The organism is Micromonospora sp. NPDC005686, from assembly GCF_042871665.1.
Classification (GTDB): Bacteria; Actinomycetota; Actinomycetes; order Mycobacteriales; family Micromonosporaceae; genus Micromonospora.
The window spans coordinates 1-14,965 of sequence record NZ_JBIAIY010000009.1 but is presented as its reverse complement, the minus strand read 5'-3'; the positions used below and the strand labels follow the sequence as shown (position 1 = coordinate 14,965).

The following is a 14,965-nucleotide window of genomic DNA, read 5'->3' as shown; positions in this document are numbered from 1 at the left end:
GTTCGTACGTTCGGAAGCCACCATAGCCCGATCGTGCTGCGGAAATCTAGCCGAAAGTACGATGTACTTAAGGTGTAGGTGGACGTGAACGGTGTGAAGGGGCCTATACCTGGCTTCACCAGGTGCCGGCCCGGCGGGCCCGCAGTGGCCTGCCGTCCGGGTCGTAGACCAGCCGGTACGCCGGTAGCGCCCAGAGCCGCGTACGCCAGGGCAGGCGCTCCGGGCGGTGCGGCCGCAACCGGCCCGGCGGACGGGGACCGACCCGGCCCCCGGCGTGCCAGCGGTCCAGCTCATCGGCCGCCGCGGTGATCGTCGTCACCGCGTCCGCCGGGTCCAGCAGATCGCCGTCCTGCCCGCCGCCGGGATCGCGGTCCAGGTGCTCGCGCCACAGCCGCAGCCGCAGGTCGCGGGCGAACGCTCGGGCGCCGTCGCCCAGCCCGGCCGGGTCGGCCGGCGCCCGCTCGTCGCGGGTGTCGTCGAGTACGGCACAGGACAGCTCGCTGTCGTGCGTCCAGGATCGGCGGTTGAAGTTGTCGCTGCCCACGCTGGCCCAGACGTCGTCCACCACGCAGACCTTGGCGTGCACGTAGACCGGCGTGCCGTCGTGGTTCTCCACGTCGAACACGTGCACCCGTTCCGGCGCGGCCCGGTGGCACAGCGACAGCGCCTGCTCCCGGCCCACCAGGTTCGGCGGCAGTGCGAGCCGGCCGTCCACGTCCGGGTGCCGGGGCACGACCGCCACCAGGTGCAGGTCCGGGTGCTCCCGCAGCGCCTGCGCGAACAGCTCGGCCACCTCGGTCGACCAGAGGTACTGGTCCTCCAGGTAGATCAGCCGCCGGGCCCGGCGTACCGCCTTGGTGTAGCCGCGGGCCACGGTGCGCTCGCCGTCCGGGGCGAAGGAGTAGCGGGGTCGTACCGCCGGGTAGGTGCGCAGCACCTGCACGTGGTGCGGCCCGCACGGTGGCGGATCGGCGGGCTGCGCGGGAAGCGGGTCCGGGCGCAGGTCGGCGCCGCGCAGCCGGTCCCGCAGGTACGCCATCGGGTTCTCCGAGTCCAGCGGCATCGGGTCGGTCCACCGCTCCCGGAACGTCGTGTCGAGCGCGCCGACCACCGGCCCGCGCACCGCGAGCTGCACGTCGTGCCAGGGCGGCGTGGGGCCGTACCGGGGGGACATGGCCACCGGTTGCGGGTCGCCGGCGTGGCCGGCGTCGTCGCGGCGGCTGTGGCACAGGTCGATGCCGCCGGCGAAGGCGATGTCGCGGCTCGGGTCGCCGGGGCGCCGCAGCACCACCAGCTTCTGGTGGTGCGAGCCGCCGCGCCGGACCCGCTGGTCGAGCAGCACCTCGCCGCCGGCCGCGCGGATCGCCTCGCTGAGGTCGCGGTTCTCCGCCTCGCTGTAGGAGAGCGTGTCGACGTGGGAACGCCAGATCAGGCCCTTGACGATCACGCCGCGCTGGGCGGCCCGGGCGAACAACTGCGCCACCGTCGGGCCGTCCGGGCGCATCCGCTCGTCCGGGTCGCCGCGCCAGTCGGTGAAGAACAGGTGGTCGCCCGCTGTGAGCGATTCCACCTCGCTGACCAGGCGATCGAAGTACGCGGCACCGTGAATCAGCGGCTCGGCGAGGTTTCCATCGGTCCAGACGGGTAACTCAGACCCCGGGTTGGCGCGTTCCTGTGCGGTGAGGAACCAGTCCCGCAGAGTCACGTTCCACCCCCCGAGGTCGACGACGTCCTCACACGGTAGGACCCCCGGCAGGGCCCCGCACGCCGAGCAGCAGGCGTCGGCGCCGCGCGTCAGGGGTGCGCCGGACCCCTGGACCGCGAAGCCGAGGAGGCACCGACATGCCCGCCGAGACGACGAACAGCGTGACCGACCGCGACCAGGCGGTGGAGGGGGAGCGGGGTGCGCTGGTGGCGGTCCTGTTGATGGTGATCCTGGGGGTGGCCGGGATCTTCGCCGTCTCCTGAGACCGCGCCGGGGCGCCCCGGCGAACCGGGGCGCCCGTGGCAGGTCAGGGCCGGTCGCCCTGGCCGTCGCTGTGCGGCACCCGCCCGGTCGGGACGACCCCGAGCCGGCCAGCCTGGAAGTCCTCGACCGCCTCGATCAGCTCGGCGCGGGTGTTCATCACGAACGGGCCGTAGTGCGCCACCGGCTCGCGGATCGGCTGGCCGCCCATCAGGTAGAGCTCCAGCGCCGGGGCGTTGGCGTCCTGCCTCGGATCGGCGGTGATCCGCAGCGCCTCGCCGGGCCCGTGCACGGCGAGCTGGCCGAGGTGGATCGGCCGCCGGTCGGTGCCGATGGTGCCCCGGCCGGCCAGCACGTACACCAGCGCGTTGAAGTCCGACCGCCACGGCAGGCTCAGCTCGGCGCCGGGCTGCAACGTGACGTGCGCGATGGTGATCGGCGTGTGCGTCGAGCCCGGGCCCTGGTGCCCGGCGACCTCGCCGGCGATGACCCGGATCAGGCCGCCGCCGTCGGGCGTGGTCAGCAGCGCCGACTCCCGGCCGCGGATGTCCTGGTAGCGGGGCTCGCTCATCTTGGCCACCCGGGGCAGGTTGACCCAGAGTTGCAGGCCGTGGAACAGCCCGCCGCTCATCACCAGGTGCTCCGGCGGCGCCTCGATGTGCAGCAGGCCACTACCTGCCGTCATCCACTGGGTGTCGCCGTCGGTGATGGTGCCGCCGCCACCGGTCGAGTCCTGGTGGTCCATGATCCCGTCGATCATGTAGGTCACCGTCTCGAAGCCGCGGTGCGGGTGCCAGGAGGTGCCCTTCGGCTCGCCCGGCGCGTAGTCGACCTCGCCCATCTGGTCGAGGTGGATGAACGGGTCCAGCTCGCTCATCGGCACCCCGGCGAAGGCCCGGCGGACCGGGAAACCCTCACCTTCGTACCCGCTGGGCGCGGTGGTGACCCGGCGGACCGAGCGGTATTCGGTGGCCTCGCCGAGCTTCGGCAGGCGGGGCAGGACGAGGACGTCGTCGACGGTGATCGCGGGCATCGCGGGGCTCCTTACTTGTCGGCCGGGGTGGACGACGCGGTGCGGTCGGCGCGCAGGCGCCGGCCGAGCCGCTCGAAGACCCGGGTGAGGCAGGCGACCTCGGCGTCGTCGAGGTCGTCGATCAGGTGGGCGCGCACGGAGCGCAGGTGGTGCGGCGCGGCCTCGTGCAGGGCGAGCAGGCCGGCCGCGGTGAGCACGGCCTCGCTGCCGCGCCGGTCCGCCGGACACGCCTCCTTCGCCACGAGGCCGCGCTTCTGCATGGTGGTGACCTGGTAGGTCAGCCGGCTCGGCGAGAACACCAGCCGGTCGGCCAGCTCACCCATGCGAAGCCGCTGGCCGGGCGCCTCGGAGAGCAGCACCAGCACGTGGTAGTCGGCGAAGCTCAGGTCGCTGTCGGCGCGTAGGTCGTCCTCGAGCCGGGTGAACAGCCGCTGGCTCGACTCTATGTACGCGCGCCAGCAGGCCATCCGCTCCGCGTCCAGGCTCTCCGTCATGGCTCCGAGAGTAGCACTATTTAAAATTTCAACGAGTGATTCTGCCGAGCGCAGGATGGCTTACGCCGGCCCTCTCTCAAAACCTGAAATGATGAACCCGGCTAGGGTCGGGGGATGGACGACCGAGGCGTCGCTGCGCCCGGCCTCCGGGAACTGCGCATCGACACCGGCGGCCCGGACGGGGTGGTCGCGTACCGGCCGGCGAGCGGGTCTACCACGGATGAGGGGAGGGCCGACCGGCCCTCCCCTCATCGCGTACCCCGCGTCAGCGGGCGGTGGCGCCGGTCGGTGTCAGGTGCATCCGGCTGAGCAGTTGCTGGGCCTGACCGGCCAGCTCCGCGTCCACAGTGACCGCGTACTGGGCGGCCCGCAGCGAACTGGCCGACGTGAAGTCACGCTGCCCACCGCTCATGGCGTGCGCCACCGCGCCGAACACGGCACCCCAGATCGCGCCGATCACCAGCCCGACCAGGATCACCGCCAGCCAGTTGCCGGCGGTGAAGATGCCGAACAGCAACCCGATGAACAAGCCGAACCAGGCGCCGGTGCCGGCCCCGAGCAGGGCCGCCCGGCCCGTGGTGAGCCGTCCCATCACGGTCTCCACGAGCGTGAGGTCCGTACCGACGATCGAGGTACGTTCCACCGGGAACCGGTTGTCGGCCAGATAGTCCACCACGCGCTGGGCGGACGGATAGTCCGGGTACGAGCCGATCGTGACGGTCGCCGCCCCGGCATGTGGGCCGTGCCCGTCCCCGCTCGGCGGCGTCGGGCGACCGCCCGGGCCGGACGGGAGGTTGTCGCTGCCCGGCATTCCGGGTTGCCAGGCCGCGGTCGGAGTCGAGGGTCTGGTCATGAGCATCCTCCTTCGTCAACCCGCCGCGTTCCCGCCGCCGGACACCGGTAACGCGCCGACCGGCACCGATGTGGCCAGGCATGTCGGCACCCGGGCCGGGTAGCCACAGTCGTGCCCACCCGACTCATCAGCGAGCACGGCTTCCTCGCCGACGGGCGCAGCGCGGCCCTCGTCGACAGCGACGGCTCGGTCAACTGGTGGTGCCCGCCCCGGTTCGACGCGCCGTCGGTCTTCGGCCGCCTGCTCGACGAGGACGCCGGGCACTGGAGTATCCGGCCCGAGGGCGCGGCCACCAGCAGCCGGTCCTACCTGGACGACACGCTGGTGCTGCGTACCGTCTTCACCACGGCGACCGGCGCGGTCGCCGTCACCGACGCGCTGGCGCTGGAGCCCGGCGCGCGCGGCCACGAGATCGGGATGCGCTCGCCGCGAGTGCTCGCCCGGCTGGTCGAAGGGCTGACCGGCGAGGTGCCGATGCGCGTCGACTACGCGCCGCGCTTCGAGTACGGCCGGGTCGGCGCCTACCTGACCGAGCGCGACGGATTGGTGGCCGCCACCGCCGGCGCCTGCCGCCTGGAACTGCGCGCCGACGTCCCGCTGGCCCTCGCCGGGGGGACCGCCGCCGGCCGGTTCACCGCCCGCGCCGGCAGCGTCCACCGCTTTACCCTCGGGTACGCCCCGACGTACGCCAGCGGTGAACCGGCGGTGCCCGACGCCGCCGAGGTGGTGGCCGAGACGGTCGCCGGCTGGCGGTCCTGGTCGGCGCTGCACGACTACCAGGGCGAGTACCGCGACGAGGTGCGGCGCAGCGCGCTCGCCGTGCAGGGTATGACGTACGCGCCGAGCGGCGCTGTCGTCGCGGCGGCGACCACCTCGCTGCCGGAGAAGCCCGGCGGCGACCGCAACTACGACTACCGCTACGTGTGGTTGCGCGACTTCAGCCTCACGCTTCAGGCGCTCTGGCGGGCCGCCTGCCCGGACGAGGCGGACCGGCAGTTCACCTGGGTGGCGCGGGCGATGGGCCGCATCGGCGACGAGCCCGTGCCGATCATGTACGGCGTCGAGGGGGAGCGGGACCTGACCGAGCACGACCTCGACCACCTGGCCGGGTACGAGCACAGCCGCCCGGTGCTCGTCGGCAACGACGCCTGGCGGCAGCGGCAGAACGACGTGCTGGGCGAGGTGCTCGACGCCGCCTGGCTGATGCGGTACTACCTCGACCCCATGTCGCTCGAGGTCCGCGACCTGCTGCGGACTCTCGCCGACCAGGCCGAGCGCGGCTGGCGCCGGCCCGACGCGGGGATGTGGGAGGTGCGCGGCCCGCAGCGGCACTACGTGTCGTCGAAGGTGGAGTGCTGGACCGCGCTCGACCGGGCGGTGCGGTTCGGCTCCCGCATCGGCGGGCCCGCGGACGTGGCGCGCTGGGCCGCCGCCCGCGACGAGATACGGGCGGCAGTGCTCACCCACGGCTGGAACGAGCAGGCCGGCGCGTACACCGGGGCGTTCGGCTCCGCCGACCTGGACGCCTCGGTGCTGGTCATGCCGCTGGTCGGCTTCCTGCCGGCGGACGACGCACGGATGCGCGCCACGATGGACGTGCTGGAACGGCGGCTGTCCCGCGACGGCCTGCTGCGGCGCTGGGACGGTGACCCGGCCGGGTTCGTGATCTGCTCGTTCTGGCTGGCCGCCTGCCTGGCCGAGGCGGGGGAGCTGGACCGGGCCCGGCGGCTGTTCGAGCGCCTCGCCGCCCGCACCAACGACCTCGGCCTCTACGCCGAGCAGATCGACCAGGACACCGGCGAGCAGGTGGGCAACTTCCCGCAGGCGTACTCGCACATCGGCCTGATCATCGCCGCCGGCCGCATCACCGACGCCGCCACCCGCTGAGGGGGAGGATGGGGGGTGTGGAACTCGTGATCATGGCGGACACCCATGTGCCGAAGCGGGCACGGGACCTTCCGGCGCCGCTCTGGGCGGCGGTGGCGGCCGCGGACGTGGTGGTCCACGCCGGGGACTGGGTGGATGTGGCGCTGCTGGACGCGCTGGAGGAGCGGTCGCGCCGCCTGATCGCTGTGTACGGCAACAACGACGGGCCGGCGCTGCGCGCCCGGCTGCCCGAGGTGGCCCGGGTCGAACTGGACGGCCTGCGGGTCGCCGTGGTGCACGAGACCGGCCCGAAGGCCCGCCGCGAGGAGCGTTGCGCCGCCGCGTACGGCGACTGCGACCTGCTCGTCTTCGGACACTCGCACATCCCGTGGGACAGCGTCGCCCCGGGCGGCCTTCGCCTGCTCAACCCCGGCTCACCCACCGACCGGCGGGCGCAGCCGTACGCCACCTACCTGACCGCCCGGGTGGCGGCGGGGCGGCTCGACCGGGTCGAGCTGCACCGCCTGCCCCCGCGCTGAGCTCAGCGGCCCCGGCCGGTCTCCGCCTGGAGCTCGTCGATCCGCCGGGACGCCTCGGCCTTGGTCAGGCCCTCCGGCACCGGCTCGCCCGCCTCCTGGGCCAGAGTGTGCAGGTAAGACTCCTGGGCGGCGGTGGGCGGCTCGTCGCCGGTGACCCAGTCGTCCGGATCCTTCACGGCGGCGTCCGGGTTCACGTTCCTGCCGCTGGCGTTGTTGCGGTCGGCCATGCTGATCACCTCTCCTCGAACAGGTGTACCACTACCCCGGCTCGGCGGATTCATGCCGTCCGCCGCCTACGATCACCTGGTGACGGCGGACCGGAAGGGTGTGCTGGTGGTCGGCGCGGGCATCGCCGGGGTGGCCTGCGCGGCCGAGCTGGCGCGGGCCGGTGTCCCGGTGCGGGTGCGTGAACGCGCCCGGGTCACCGGCGGGCGGATGGCCAGCGGGCGCTTCGACGGCCGTCCCGCCGACCTGGGCGCCGCGTACTTCACGGTTGACGACCCGGACTTCGCCGCCGTGGTGGACCGGTGGCGGGCCGCCGGGCTGGCGCGGGAGTGGACCGACACGCTCGTCGCGTACGGGCCGGGCGGGCGCGAGCGGGTCAGCGGCCCGATGCGCTGGGCCGCCCCGCGCGGGCTGCGCTCGCTCGTCGAGCATCTCGCGGGCGACCTGCCGGTGACGTACGAACGGCTGGTGATGCGCGTCGAGCCCGGCCCCCGGGTGGACGGCGCCGAGGCCGAGGCGGTCGTGCTGGCCATGCCCGGCCCGCAGGCCGCGCCGCTGCTGGACCCGGCGCTGGCCGACGCCGCCCGGACGGTGGCCGCGCAGCGCTGGTCGTCGGCGCTGACCGGGGTGCTGCACTTCCCCGCCCGCCGCTGGCCGGACTTTCACGGCGCGTTCGTCAACGACCACCCCGTGCTCAGCCTGGTCTGCGACGACGGCGCCCGGCGCGGCGACGGTGCCCCCGTGCTGGTCGCGCACACCACCGCCGACTTCGCCGCCGGGCACCTGCGCCGACCCGCCGCCGCCGGCCCGGCGATCGAGCAGGCGGTACGCGACCTGCTCGGACTGCCCGAGCCGGCCGCGTCGGCACACGTGCACCGCTGGACGTACGCGACACCGGCGGCGCACGCCGGGAGCGTCACGTTCCACCTGGACGACGACGGGATCGGTCTGGCCGGTGACGCGTTCGGCCGCCCGCGCGTGCAGACCGCCTGGCGTTCCGGCCGGGACCTGGGGCGCGCGCTCGCCGCCCTGCTGGGCTGATCCGGGGCGCTCAGCCGTTGGCGCCGACCGGTTGCGCCGCCGCGCCGGGCCGTGCGCCCTCGCCGGTGCGTTCGCCCTCCCGGTCCAGCAACTGCATGACCGGTGTCGCGGCGATGCCGTGCACCACCACCGACACCACCACCACGAGACCGACCGTGGCCCAGACCAGATCCGCCTGCGGGAAGTCGGTCTTGCTGGTGGCGTACGCCAGGTAGTAGAACGAGCCGACGCCGCGGATGCCGAACAATGAGATCACCCAGTGCTCGGCCGGCTTCCCCGGCGCCCCGCGCAGCGACAGCCACCCGGCCAGTGGCCGGATCACCAGCACCAGGGCCAGCCCGGCCAGCGCCGCCGGCCACGTCAGCGGCGCGAGCAGCCCGCCGATCACGGCCCCGCCGAACAACAGCAGCAACAGCACCGTGAGCAGCCGCTCCACCTGCTCGGCGAAGTCGTGCAGCACGGCGTGGAACTCGTTTGTGCGCTCGGCGGCCCGGATCGCCCGGGCGGCCACGAACACCGCCAGGAAGCCGTACCCGCCGATCACCTCGACCAGCCCGTACGCCAGGAACGTCGCGGCCAGCGCGAGGAAGCCCTCGGAGTGCTTGGCCAGCCGCAACTTGCTCGGGGCGCGGAAGAACAGCTTGCCGAGCAGCCAGCCGATGAGCAGCCCGCCGCCCACCCCGGCGGCGAGCTTGTAGAGCACGTCCACCGCGAACCACTCGGCCAGCCAGCCGGACGGCGCGAACCCGGTGGTGGCGATCGCGATGGCCGCGTACACGAACGGGAAGGCGAGCCCGTCGTTCAGGCCCGCCTCCGAGGTGAGCGCGAAGCGCACCTCGTCCTCCGAGTCCTCCACATCGGTCGGTTCGCCCACCTGCACGTCCGAGGCGAGCACCGGGTCGGTGGGGGCGAGCGCCGCGCCGAGCAGCAGCGCCGCGGCCGGCACCAGACCGGCCCACCACCAGCCGAGCAGCGCCACCGCGGCGATGCACAACGGCATGGCGATCGCCAGCAGCCGCCAGGTCGACGACCAGCGGGACCAGCTCAACGGACGGTCGATCTTCAGGCCGGCGCCCATCAGCGCGACGATCACCCCGACCTCGGTGAGGTGGGTGGTCAGTTCCGGCCAACGCAGCGGGTCCGGTGTGGGCAGACCGGTGGGCAGCAGGAACACGAGCATGCCGAGCCCGAGGAACGCGATCGGCATCGACAGCGGCCGTCGTTCCAGCACGCGGGGCAGCACCCCGGCCAGCAGCGCACCGACGCCCAGCAGAGCGAACGCGACATCGACCGGTTCCACGACACCACCCTTCCGTCGCCCGGCGGCCGGGCGGTGGAGTCCAGCAGTGCCCCGAAGCGGGCCCGGCTAAGCCTGCGCGCGCCCAGCGGTTGACCGGCCGGTCAGCCGAGGGCGCCGATCGCGCTGTCCGCCAGGGCGTCCAGCAGCGCCGCCGGGTCGTCGTACACGGCCACCGCGCCCGCGCCGGCCAGCTCGGCCCGGCCGGTGCCGCCGCAGGTCAGCCCGATGCAGGGGATGTCCAGCTTGCCGGCGGCGGCCACGTCCCAGACTGAGTCGCCGACGAACACCACCCGCTCGGCGGCCAGCCCGGACTGCTCCAGCGCGGCGACCAGGATGTCCGGCGCCGGCTTGCTCTCCTGCGCGTCGGCCGACGAGGTGACCGAGTCGATCACGTCGTCCGCGTCCAGCACCGCCCGCAGCGCGGTGACCTCGTGCTCGGCCGCCGAGGTGGCCAGCACCACCCGCAGCCCGCGCTCCGCGCAGGCGCGCAGCAGCTCCCGGGCGCCAGGCAGCGGCGCCAGCCGCTCCCAGTACTCCGCGTAGAGCGCGTCGTGGGCGTCGCGGAGCCTGCCGTCGGCGTCGCGGTCCCGTTCGGCGCCGAGCAGGTGGTCGAGGAGCTTGTCCGAGCCCATGCCGATGGACCTGTGCACGTGCGCCATGGGCACCCGGTGGTCGCCCTGGCGCAGCGCCTCCCACCAGCTCACCGTGTGCAGGTAGGTCGTATCGACGAGGGTGCCGTCCACGTCGAAGAGGACACCGCGTCGCTTGTCGTCAGTCATCTCCGGCTCCTACCCGGCCGGGGCGTCGCCGACGCGTGAGTCACCCGCCGGAATGAGGATCTCGAACCAGACCGTCGAGCCGCGTACGGTCGGGTCGGTGCCCCAGGCGTCGCTCAGCTCCTCGATCAGGCCGAGCCCACGGCCCCGGCTGCTGAGCGTGTCGGTCTGCGCCCGGGTGACCTGACCCCGGGTGCCGGAGTCGGCCACCGACACCAGCAGCCGCTCGGCGGACAGGTCGACCTCGACCCGGGCGGCGGTGCCGGCGTGCAGCAGCGCGTTGGTGGTCAGCTCGCTGGTGCACAGCACCGCGGCGCCGATCACCGCCTCGGGCACCCGCCACTCGCCGAGCTGCGCGGTCATCCAGTGCCGGACCCGGCTCGGCGCGGTCGGCTCGGCCGGCACCTCCATGCTCGCCGACCGGCTGGGGCGCACCGCGAACTCCACGGCGAGCACCGCCACGTCGTCCTCGGTGGCGCCCGGGACCGACGCGGTCGCCACCGCGCACAGCGCGCGCGGATCACCGCCGACCGCCCCGGTCACCGCCGCGCCCAGCCCGGCCATCCCGGCGGCCAGGTCCTGCCGGCGCCGCTCCACCACGCCGTCGCTGTAGAGCAGCAGGGTGTCGCCGGGGCGGAACGGCACGGTGACGGTACGCGCCCGCCCGCCCAGGCCCAGCGGAGGGGCGGGCGGCACGTCGACGAACTCGGCCACCGCCGCGTCCGGTCCGGCGCGGCGGATCAGCGGCGCGGGATGACCGGCGCTGGCGAGCGTGATCAGCTCGCGGTCCGCCTCGACCACGCCGAAGACCACTGTCACGAACAGCTCGTGGGTGCCGCCCTCGACGCCGAGGCTGCTGACCAGCCGGTCCAGTCCGTCGAGCACCGCGTCCGGGCGGGAGTCGACGAGGGCGAGCGCGCGCAGCGCGGCGCGTACCTGCCCCATCCGGGCGGCGGCCTGCACGTCGTGCCCGGCCACGTCGCCCAGCACCACGCCCAGCGCGCCGGTGGGCAGCAGGAACGCGTCGTAGAAGTCGCCGCCCGCGGCGTTGCCGTCCACGCCCGGGTCGTACCGCGCGGCGATCCGCAGCCGGGGCAGGTCCGGCAGCCGTTCCGGCAGCATGCTGCGTTGCAGCATCTGGGCGGTGCCGTGCTGGGTCTCGAACCGGCGGGCCCGCTCGGCGGCCTGACCGACCAGCTCCGCGGACGCGGTCAGCAGCGCCCGTTCCGCAGGCGACCAGGGGCGCGGCGCCCGGTAGCCGACGGTCAGCGAGCCCCGGACCACCGTCGTGCGCAGCGGTAGCGCCGCGAGCGCGCGGATCTTCTCGTCGTGCCGGTCCGCCGCGACACCGCGCAGCGGCTGCCCGTCGGCGGTGAACGAGGCCACGCCACTGCGCGCGGACACCACCGCCGGCAGCGCCGACTCGGCGGACATCCGCCGCCACAGCGGGGGCAGCCGCTCGTCGGCCTCGTCGAGCAGCTCGCCGCGGATGCGGCGGACCAGCCGCCACGCGCTGCCCTCGTCCACCGCGAACGACACCCGGTCGGCGTCGAAGGTGTGCAGGCAGTAGCGCAGCGTCACCCGCGCCACGTCGTCGAGCGTGAGCGTGCCGGCCAGCGCCGCCGCGAAGTCGCTCAGGCTCTGCAACTGCTGGGTCAGCTGGGTGGTCTGCGCCGAGACGGTGAGCACGCCGACGATGCGGCCGGCCGAGTCGCGGACCGGGCAGTGGCCCCTGGTGAACACGGCCGGCTCGGCCGGGCCCTGCCGGTCGGCCGGCAGGACCGCCTCCCGTTGCAGGAACGGCTCGCCGTGCCGGTACACCCGTTTCAGCGCCTCGCCCGCGCCCGGGTCGCGCCACACCTCGGCGAACGTCTCGGCCGCCGGCCGGCCCAGCGCGTCCGGGTGCCGGTCGCCGATCAGCTCGGCGTACCCGTCGTTGTAGAAGACCACCAGGTCGTCGCCGAGGAGCAGGGCCATCGGCACCGGGGAGGCGAGCACCACGTCGGCGACCGCGCGGACCGCGGGATCCCAGGTGTCCGGCGCGCCCAGCGACGTGCCGGCCCAGGGGTGAACGGCACCGGCCGCCGGCCCGCCGACGACGGGATCGGTGGGCGCTCCCGGTGCGGGGGCGGGCGGTGTGGGAACCCGACCGACGGTGCCTGGCATGACCGCAGCCTAACCGGAGCACGTCGGGCTGGTTCCGATCATGCCCCCGTGGCGGACACGGGCACCCGGCGGCGCGGCTGTTCCGGCAGGTCGGTGCCCGTTCGGCCGGCCATGTCGGGAAATTGCCCCGGTCCGGCCCGGCGTGCTGCCGAGGTCATCGGGTATGCGGGCGGCGCAGTTCACGCGACAGGAGGGACATCATGCCGAAAACCCTCGCGGTCGGGCAGGTCGACATCAGTGCGGCCTGGACCGACTTCTGGAGGTCGGTGCTGCTCTTCGTACCGCGGGCGATCGCGTTCATCGCGATCCTCGTCGTGGGTTGGCTCATCGCCCGAGCCGTCCTCAAAATCGTGGACGCGGCACTGGAACGGGTCGGATTCGACCGCGCCGTGGAACGCGGCGGCATCAAACGGGCCCTGGAACGCACCAAGTACGACGCCAGCGACATCCTGGCCAAATTGGCCTACTACGCGGTCCTGTTGTTCACCCTGCAGTTCGCCTTCGGGGTGTGGGGACCCAACGCGATCAGCGATCTGATCCGCGGGGTGGTGTCCTGGCTGCCGCGGGCCTTCGTGGCGATCGTGATCGTGGTGATCGCCGCCGCCATCGCCAACGCTGTCCGGGACCTGGTCTCCGGCGCGCTGGGCGGGCTCTCGTACGGCCGTGTGCTGGCCGACGTGACGGCGATCTTCATCCTGGCGCTCGGCGTGATCGCCGCGCTCAACCAGGTGGGCATCGCCACCACGGTGACCACACCGGTGCTCGTGGCGTTCCTGGCCACGGTGGCCGGCATCCTGATCGTGGGTGTCGGTGGTGGTCTGATCAAGCCGATGCAGGACCGATGGGACGGCTGGCTGCACCGGGCCGCCGAGGAGTCCCGGGCGTACCGGCAGCAGCGGCAGGCGCAGCAGGCCGGCCGGGGCGACTACCAGCGGCAGCAGGCCGACCGGGGCGGGCAACCGACGCCGGCGGGGCAGCAGCAGCAGTCGTCCATGTCGGGCGCGGGCACGTACCGCTCCGGCGAGGCGGGCGACGAGACACAGCAGTTCCGCCGGCCGGGCGGCTGACGGCAACGGGTGACGGGGTGTCCGCGGGGCGATCGCGGGCACCCCGTAGCCGTGCCCGGCTCAGGCCAGGTGACGCGGGTCCAGCCCGCGGGCCAGCAGGCAGACCGCGAGCAGGCGGGTGAGCATCCAGTCCGGCTCGGACCAGTCCACCTCCGGCCCGGCCGGCGGCGTCCAGCCGTGCTCGGCCGCCGCCTCGCGCAGCCCTTCGGCGTACCCGGCCAGCGCCGCGACGGTAAGCGGCCGGCGGTCGCCGTCGAGGCTGTCGCGTACCCCCGCGGCGTGCTGGTCGACCTCGGCGAGCAGCCCGGGGTTCGCGTAGGCCGCGGCGAGGCCGGTGGTGCCGACGGCGGCGGCGAGCGTGGTGAGGGTCGTCCGCGCGGCCACGGCCGCGGAGCGGCGGGTCGCGACCCGGTTGTTCGGCACGCGCATGGTGTCCGAGGCTAACGCCGCATGCCGGGGACCGACCTCGGCCGAGCGGCGGATGCCCGGATCGTCCGGGGGGTGCCCCGCCTCCTCCACCGGGATTGAGTCGCCCGTCCGGGGGCAGAAGTCCGGTACGCAGACCACGCGAGCACGGTCACGGAGGGCACGATGGGACAACGGGCCGACGGGCCGGACCGGGCACACCGGCGCCCGGAGGGAGTGAGTGACGCCACCGTCGAGGCGCTGGGCAAGCTCAGCGAGGCCCTGGAGTGCGTCGAGCGGGCCCGGGGCCACCTGTACGAGCTGCACCAGCTCATCGGCCACGCCGACCTGATGCTCGACGACGCGGTGGAGATGTTCCGCTCCGCCGGTCACCCGGCACTGGCCGAGCGGGTCGACAGGGAACTGCTCGGCCGCAACGTCATCGCCGGACGGTGGACGTTCCAGATCGTCGAGGACTTCGACGACGGGTACTACGCGCTCTTCCGGGAGCTGGACCGGCACGCCCGCGACGAGCTGGTCGAGGGCCGGCGGCACCTCTACGAGGCGGAGATGAAGGAGCGCCGCCGCAGCCGGGGAGTGCCGGGGCACGAGGCGCGCCCCAGCGCGAGCTGACTCAGTCGGAGGCGCGAGCGTCGGCCGGGCGGCGGCGCGCGCCGTCGTCGTCGGCGATGATCACGGTCGCTACCATCAGCGCCACCACCAGGCTGAACAGCCAGGAGCTGTCCTCGGTGAACCGGGCCGAGACCGGAGCCTGGATCGCGGCGAGCAGGAAGCCCAGCCAGGCGAGCTTGCGCTGACGGCTGGAGAGAAAACCGGAGCCCTGTTGCATTCCGAAAGTCTTGCGCGCCTCAGGGGGAGCGCCGTCAGCCGTTCGGCCGATTCTAGATGGGCTGTCCGTTTTCACGACCGTCCGTACCGCATTTTTTGCCGTTCCGTCGAGCATGATTTCGGGGGGGGGGGGGGGGGGGGGGGGGGGGGGGGGCGCGGCGGGGGGGGGGGGGGGGGGGGGGGGGGGGGGGTGGGGGGGGGGGGGGGGGGGGGGGGGGGGGGGGGGGGGGGGGGGGGGGGGGGGGGGCCCCCCCCGCCCCCCCCCGGGCCCCCCCCCCCCCGCCCCCGGGTCCAGGTGGTGCCGCGCCCGCGCCCGGTGACGGCTGCGTTTCTCGCTTCCGCGGACGTGGGGGTGTTCGGGTTCGACCCGGACGCCGGCCTCGAC

General features: G+C 74.2%; 16 protein-coding genes. 6 read left to right on the top strand and 10 right to left on the bottom strand.

What is annotated here, in order from left to right:
- Window positions 1-115: 115 nt before the first annotated feature.
- Complete coding sequence (locus ACFYON_RS20605) at window positions 116-1,705, bottom strand: phospholipase D-like domain-containing protein (protein WP_354867175.1); 1,590 nt, start codon at window positions 1,703-1,705, stop codon at window positions 116-118.
- 137 nt (window positions 1,706-1,842) lie between these two features.
- Between ACFYON_RS20605 and ACFYON_RS20600 the strand changes: the two genes are divergently transcribed.
- On the top strand, window positions 1,843-1,968 hold the full coding sequence (locus ACFYON_RS20600; RefSeq protein ID WP_354867172.1) for a hypothetical protein: 126 nt from the start codon (window positions 1,843-1,845) through the stop codon (window positions 1,966-1,968).
- 44 nt (window positions 1,969-2,012) lie between these two features.
- Here the strand turns inward: ACFYON_RS20600 and ACFYON_RS20595 are convergent, their stop codons facing one another.
- From ACFYON_RS20595 to ACFYON_RS20585, 3 genes are all read right to left on the bottom strand, one after another.
- Window positions 2,013-2,999, bottom strand: coding sequence for a pirin family protein (locus ACFYON_RS20595; protein WP_354867169.1), 987 nt, complete (start codon window positions 2,997-2,999; stop codon window positions 2,013-2,015).
- A gap of 11 nt (window positions 3,000-3,010) precedes the next feature.
- Window positions 3,011-3,493 carry a MarR family transcriptional regulator gene (locus ACFYON_RS20590; protein ID WP_354867167.1) on the bottom strand — a complete coding sequence of 161 codons (483 nt, stop codon included), beginning with the start codon at window positions 3,491-3,493 and terminating at the stop codon, window positions 3,011-3,013.
- A 265-nt stretch (window positions 3,494-3,758) separates the two neighbouring features.
- Complete coding sequence (locus ACFYON_RS20585) at window positions 3,759-4,346, bottom strand: general stress protein (RefSeq protein WP_354867164.1); 588 nt, start codon at window positions 4,344-4,346, stop codon at window positions 3,759-3,761.
- A 111-nt stretch (window positions 4,347-4,457) separates the two neighbouring features.
- On the opposite strand from ACFYON_RS20585, the gene ACFYON_RS20580 reads away from it, so the two are divergent.
- A complete protein-coding gene (locus tag ACFYON_RS20580) occupies window positions 4,458-6,233 on the top strand; it encodes a glycoside hydrolase family 15 protein (RefSeq protein WP_354867162.1) in 1,776 nt (591 codons plus the stop codon).
- Window positions 6,234-6,250: 17 nt separating this feature from the next.
- A complete protein-coding gene (locus ACFYON_RS20575) occupies window positions 6,251-6,751 on the top strand; it encodes a YfcE family phosphodiesterase (RefSeq protein ID WP_354867159.1) in 501 nt (166 codons plus the stop codon).
- A gap of 2 nt (window positions 6,752-6,753) precedes the next feature.
- Here ACFYON_RS20575 and ACFYON_RS20570 read toward each other — a convergent pair whose 3' ends face one another.
- Window positions 6,754-6,978: a DUF3072 domain-containing protein gene (locus ACFYON_RS20570; RefSeq protein WP_091424546.1), complete on the bottom strand. Its 225-nt coding sequence runs from the start codon at window positions 6,976-6,978 to the stop codon at window positions 6,754-6,756.
- 100 nt (window positions 6,979-7,078) lie between these two features.
- On the opposite strand from ACFYON_RS20570, the gene ACFYON_RS20565 reads away from it, so the two are divergent.
- A complete protein-coding gene (locus tag ACFYON_RS20565; RefSeq protein ID WP_387187914.1) occupies window positions 7,079-8,017 on the top strand; it encodes an NAD(P)/FAD-dependent oxidoreductase in 939 nt (312 codons plus the stop codon).
- A gap of 10 nt (window positions 8,018-8,027) precedes the next feature.
- Here ACFYON_RS20565 and ACFYON_RS20560 read toward each other — a convergent pair whose 3' ends face one another.
- The 3 genes from ACFYON_RS20560 to ACFYON_RS20550 all read right to left on the bottom strand — a co-directional run bounded on the left by ACFYON_RS20560 (window position 8,028) and on the right by ACFYON_RS20550 (window position 12,259).
- Window positions 8,028-9,317, bottom strand: a complete 1,290-nt coding sequence (locus ACFYON_RS20560) for a cation:proton antiporter (protein ID WP_354867154.1) — start codon at window positions 9,315-9,317, stop codon at window positions 8,028-8,030.
- A 101-nt stretch (window positions 9,318-9,418) separates the two neighbouring features.
- Window positions 9,419-10,096, bottom strand: a complete 678-nt coding sequence (locus tag ACFYON_RS20555) for an HAD family hydrolase (RefSeq protein ID WP_354867152.1) — start codon at window positions 10,094-10,096, stop codon at window positions 9,419-9,421.
- A gap of 9 nt (window positions 10,097-10,105) precedes the next feature.
- A complete protein-coding gene (locus ACFYON_RS20550; protein WP_354867149.1) occupies window positions 10,106-12,259 on the bottom strand; it encodes a SpoIIE family protein phosphatase in 2,154 nt (717 codons plus the stop codon).
- Window positions 12,260-12,459: 200 nt separating this feature from the next.
- On the opposite strand from ACFYON_RS20550, the gene ACFYON_RS20545 reads away from it, so the two are divergent.
- Window positions 12,460-13,326 carry a hypothetical protein gene (locus tag ACFYON_RS20545; RefSeq protein ID WP_354867147.1) on the top strand — a complete coding sequence of 289 codons (867 nt, stop codon included), beginning with the start codon at window positions 12,460-12,462 and terminating at the stop codon, window positions 13,324-13,326.
- 60 nt (window positions 13,327-13,386) lie between these two features.
- On the opposite strand, the gene ACFYON_RS20540 is transcribed toward ACFYON_RS20545, so the two are convergent.
- On the bottom strand, window positions 13,387-13,755 hold the full coding sequence (locus ACFYON_RS20540) for a DUF6401 family natural product biosynthesis protein (protein ID WP_354867145.1): 369 nt from the start codon (window positions 13,753-13,755) through the stop codon (window positions 13,387-13,389).
- A 162-nt stretch (window positions 13,756-13,917) separates the two neighbouring features.
- Here ACFYON_RS20540 and ACFYON_RS20535 point away from each other — a divergent pair, with 162 nt between their 5' ends.
- The gene (locus tag ACFYON_RS20535) at window positions 13,918-14,364 is read left to right on the top strand and encodes a hypothetical protein (protein ID WP_354867143.1); all 447 of its coding nucleotides are present in this window, start codon (window positions 13,918-13,920) and stop codon (window positions 14,362-14,364) included.
- Window position 14,365: 1 nt separating this feature from the next.
- On the opposite strand, the gene ACFYON_RS20530 is transcribed toward ACFYON_RS20535, so the two are convergent.
- Window positions 14,366-14,581 (bottom strand): hypothetical protein, encoded by a 216-nt coding sequence (locus tag ACFYON_RS20530; RefSeq protein WP_354867140.1) that lies wholly within the window; start codon window positions 14,579-14,581, stop codon window positions 14,366-14,368.
- Window positions 14,582-14,965 lie beyond the last annotated feature (384 nt).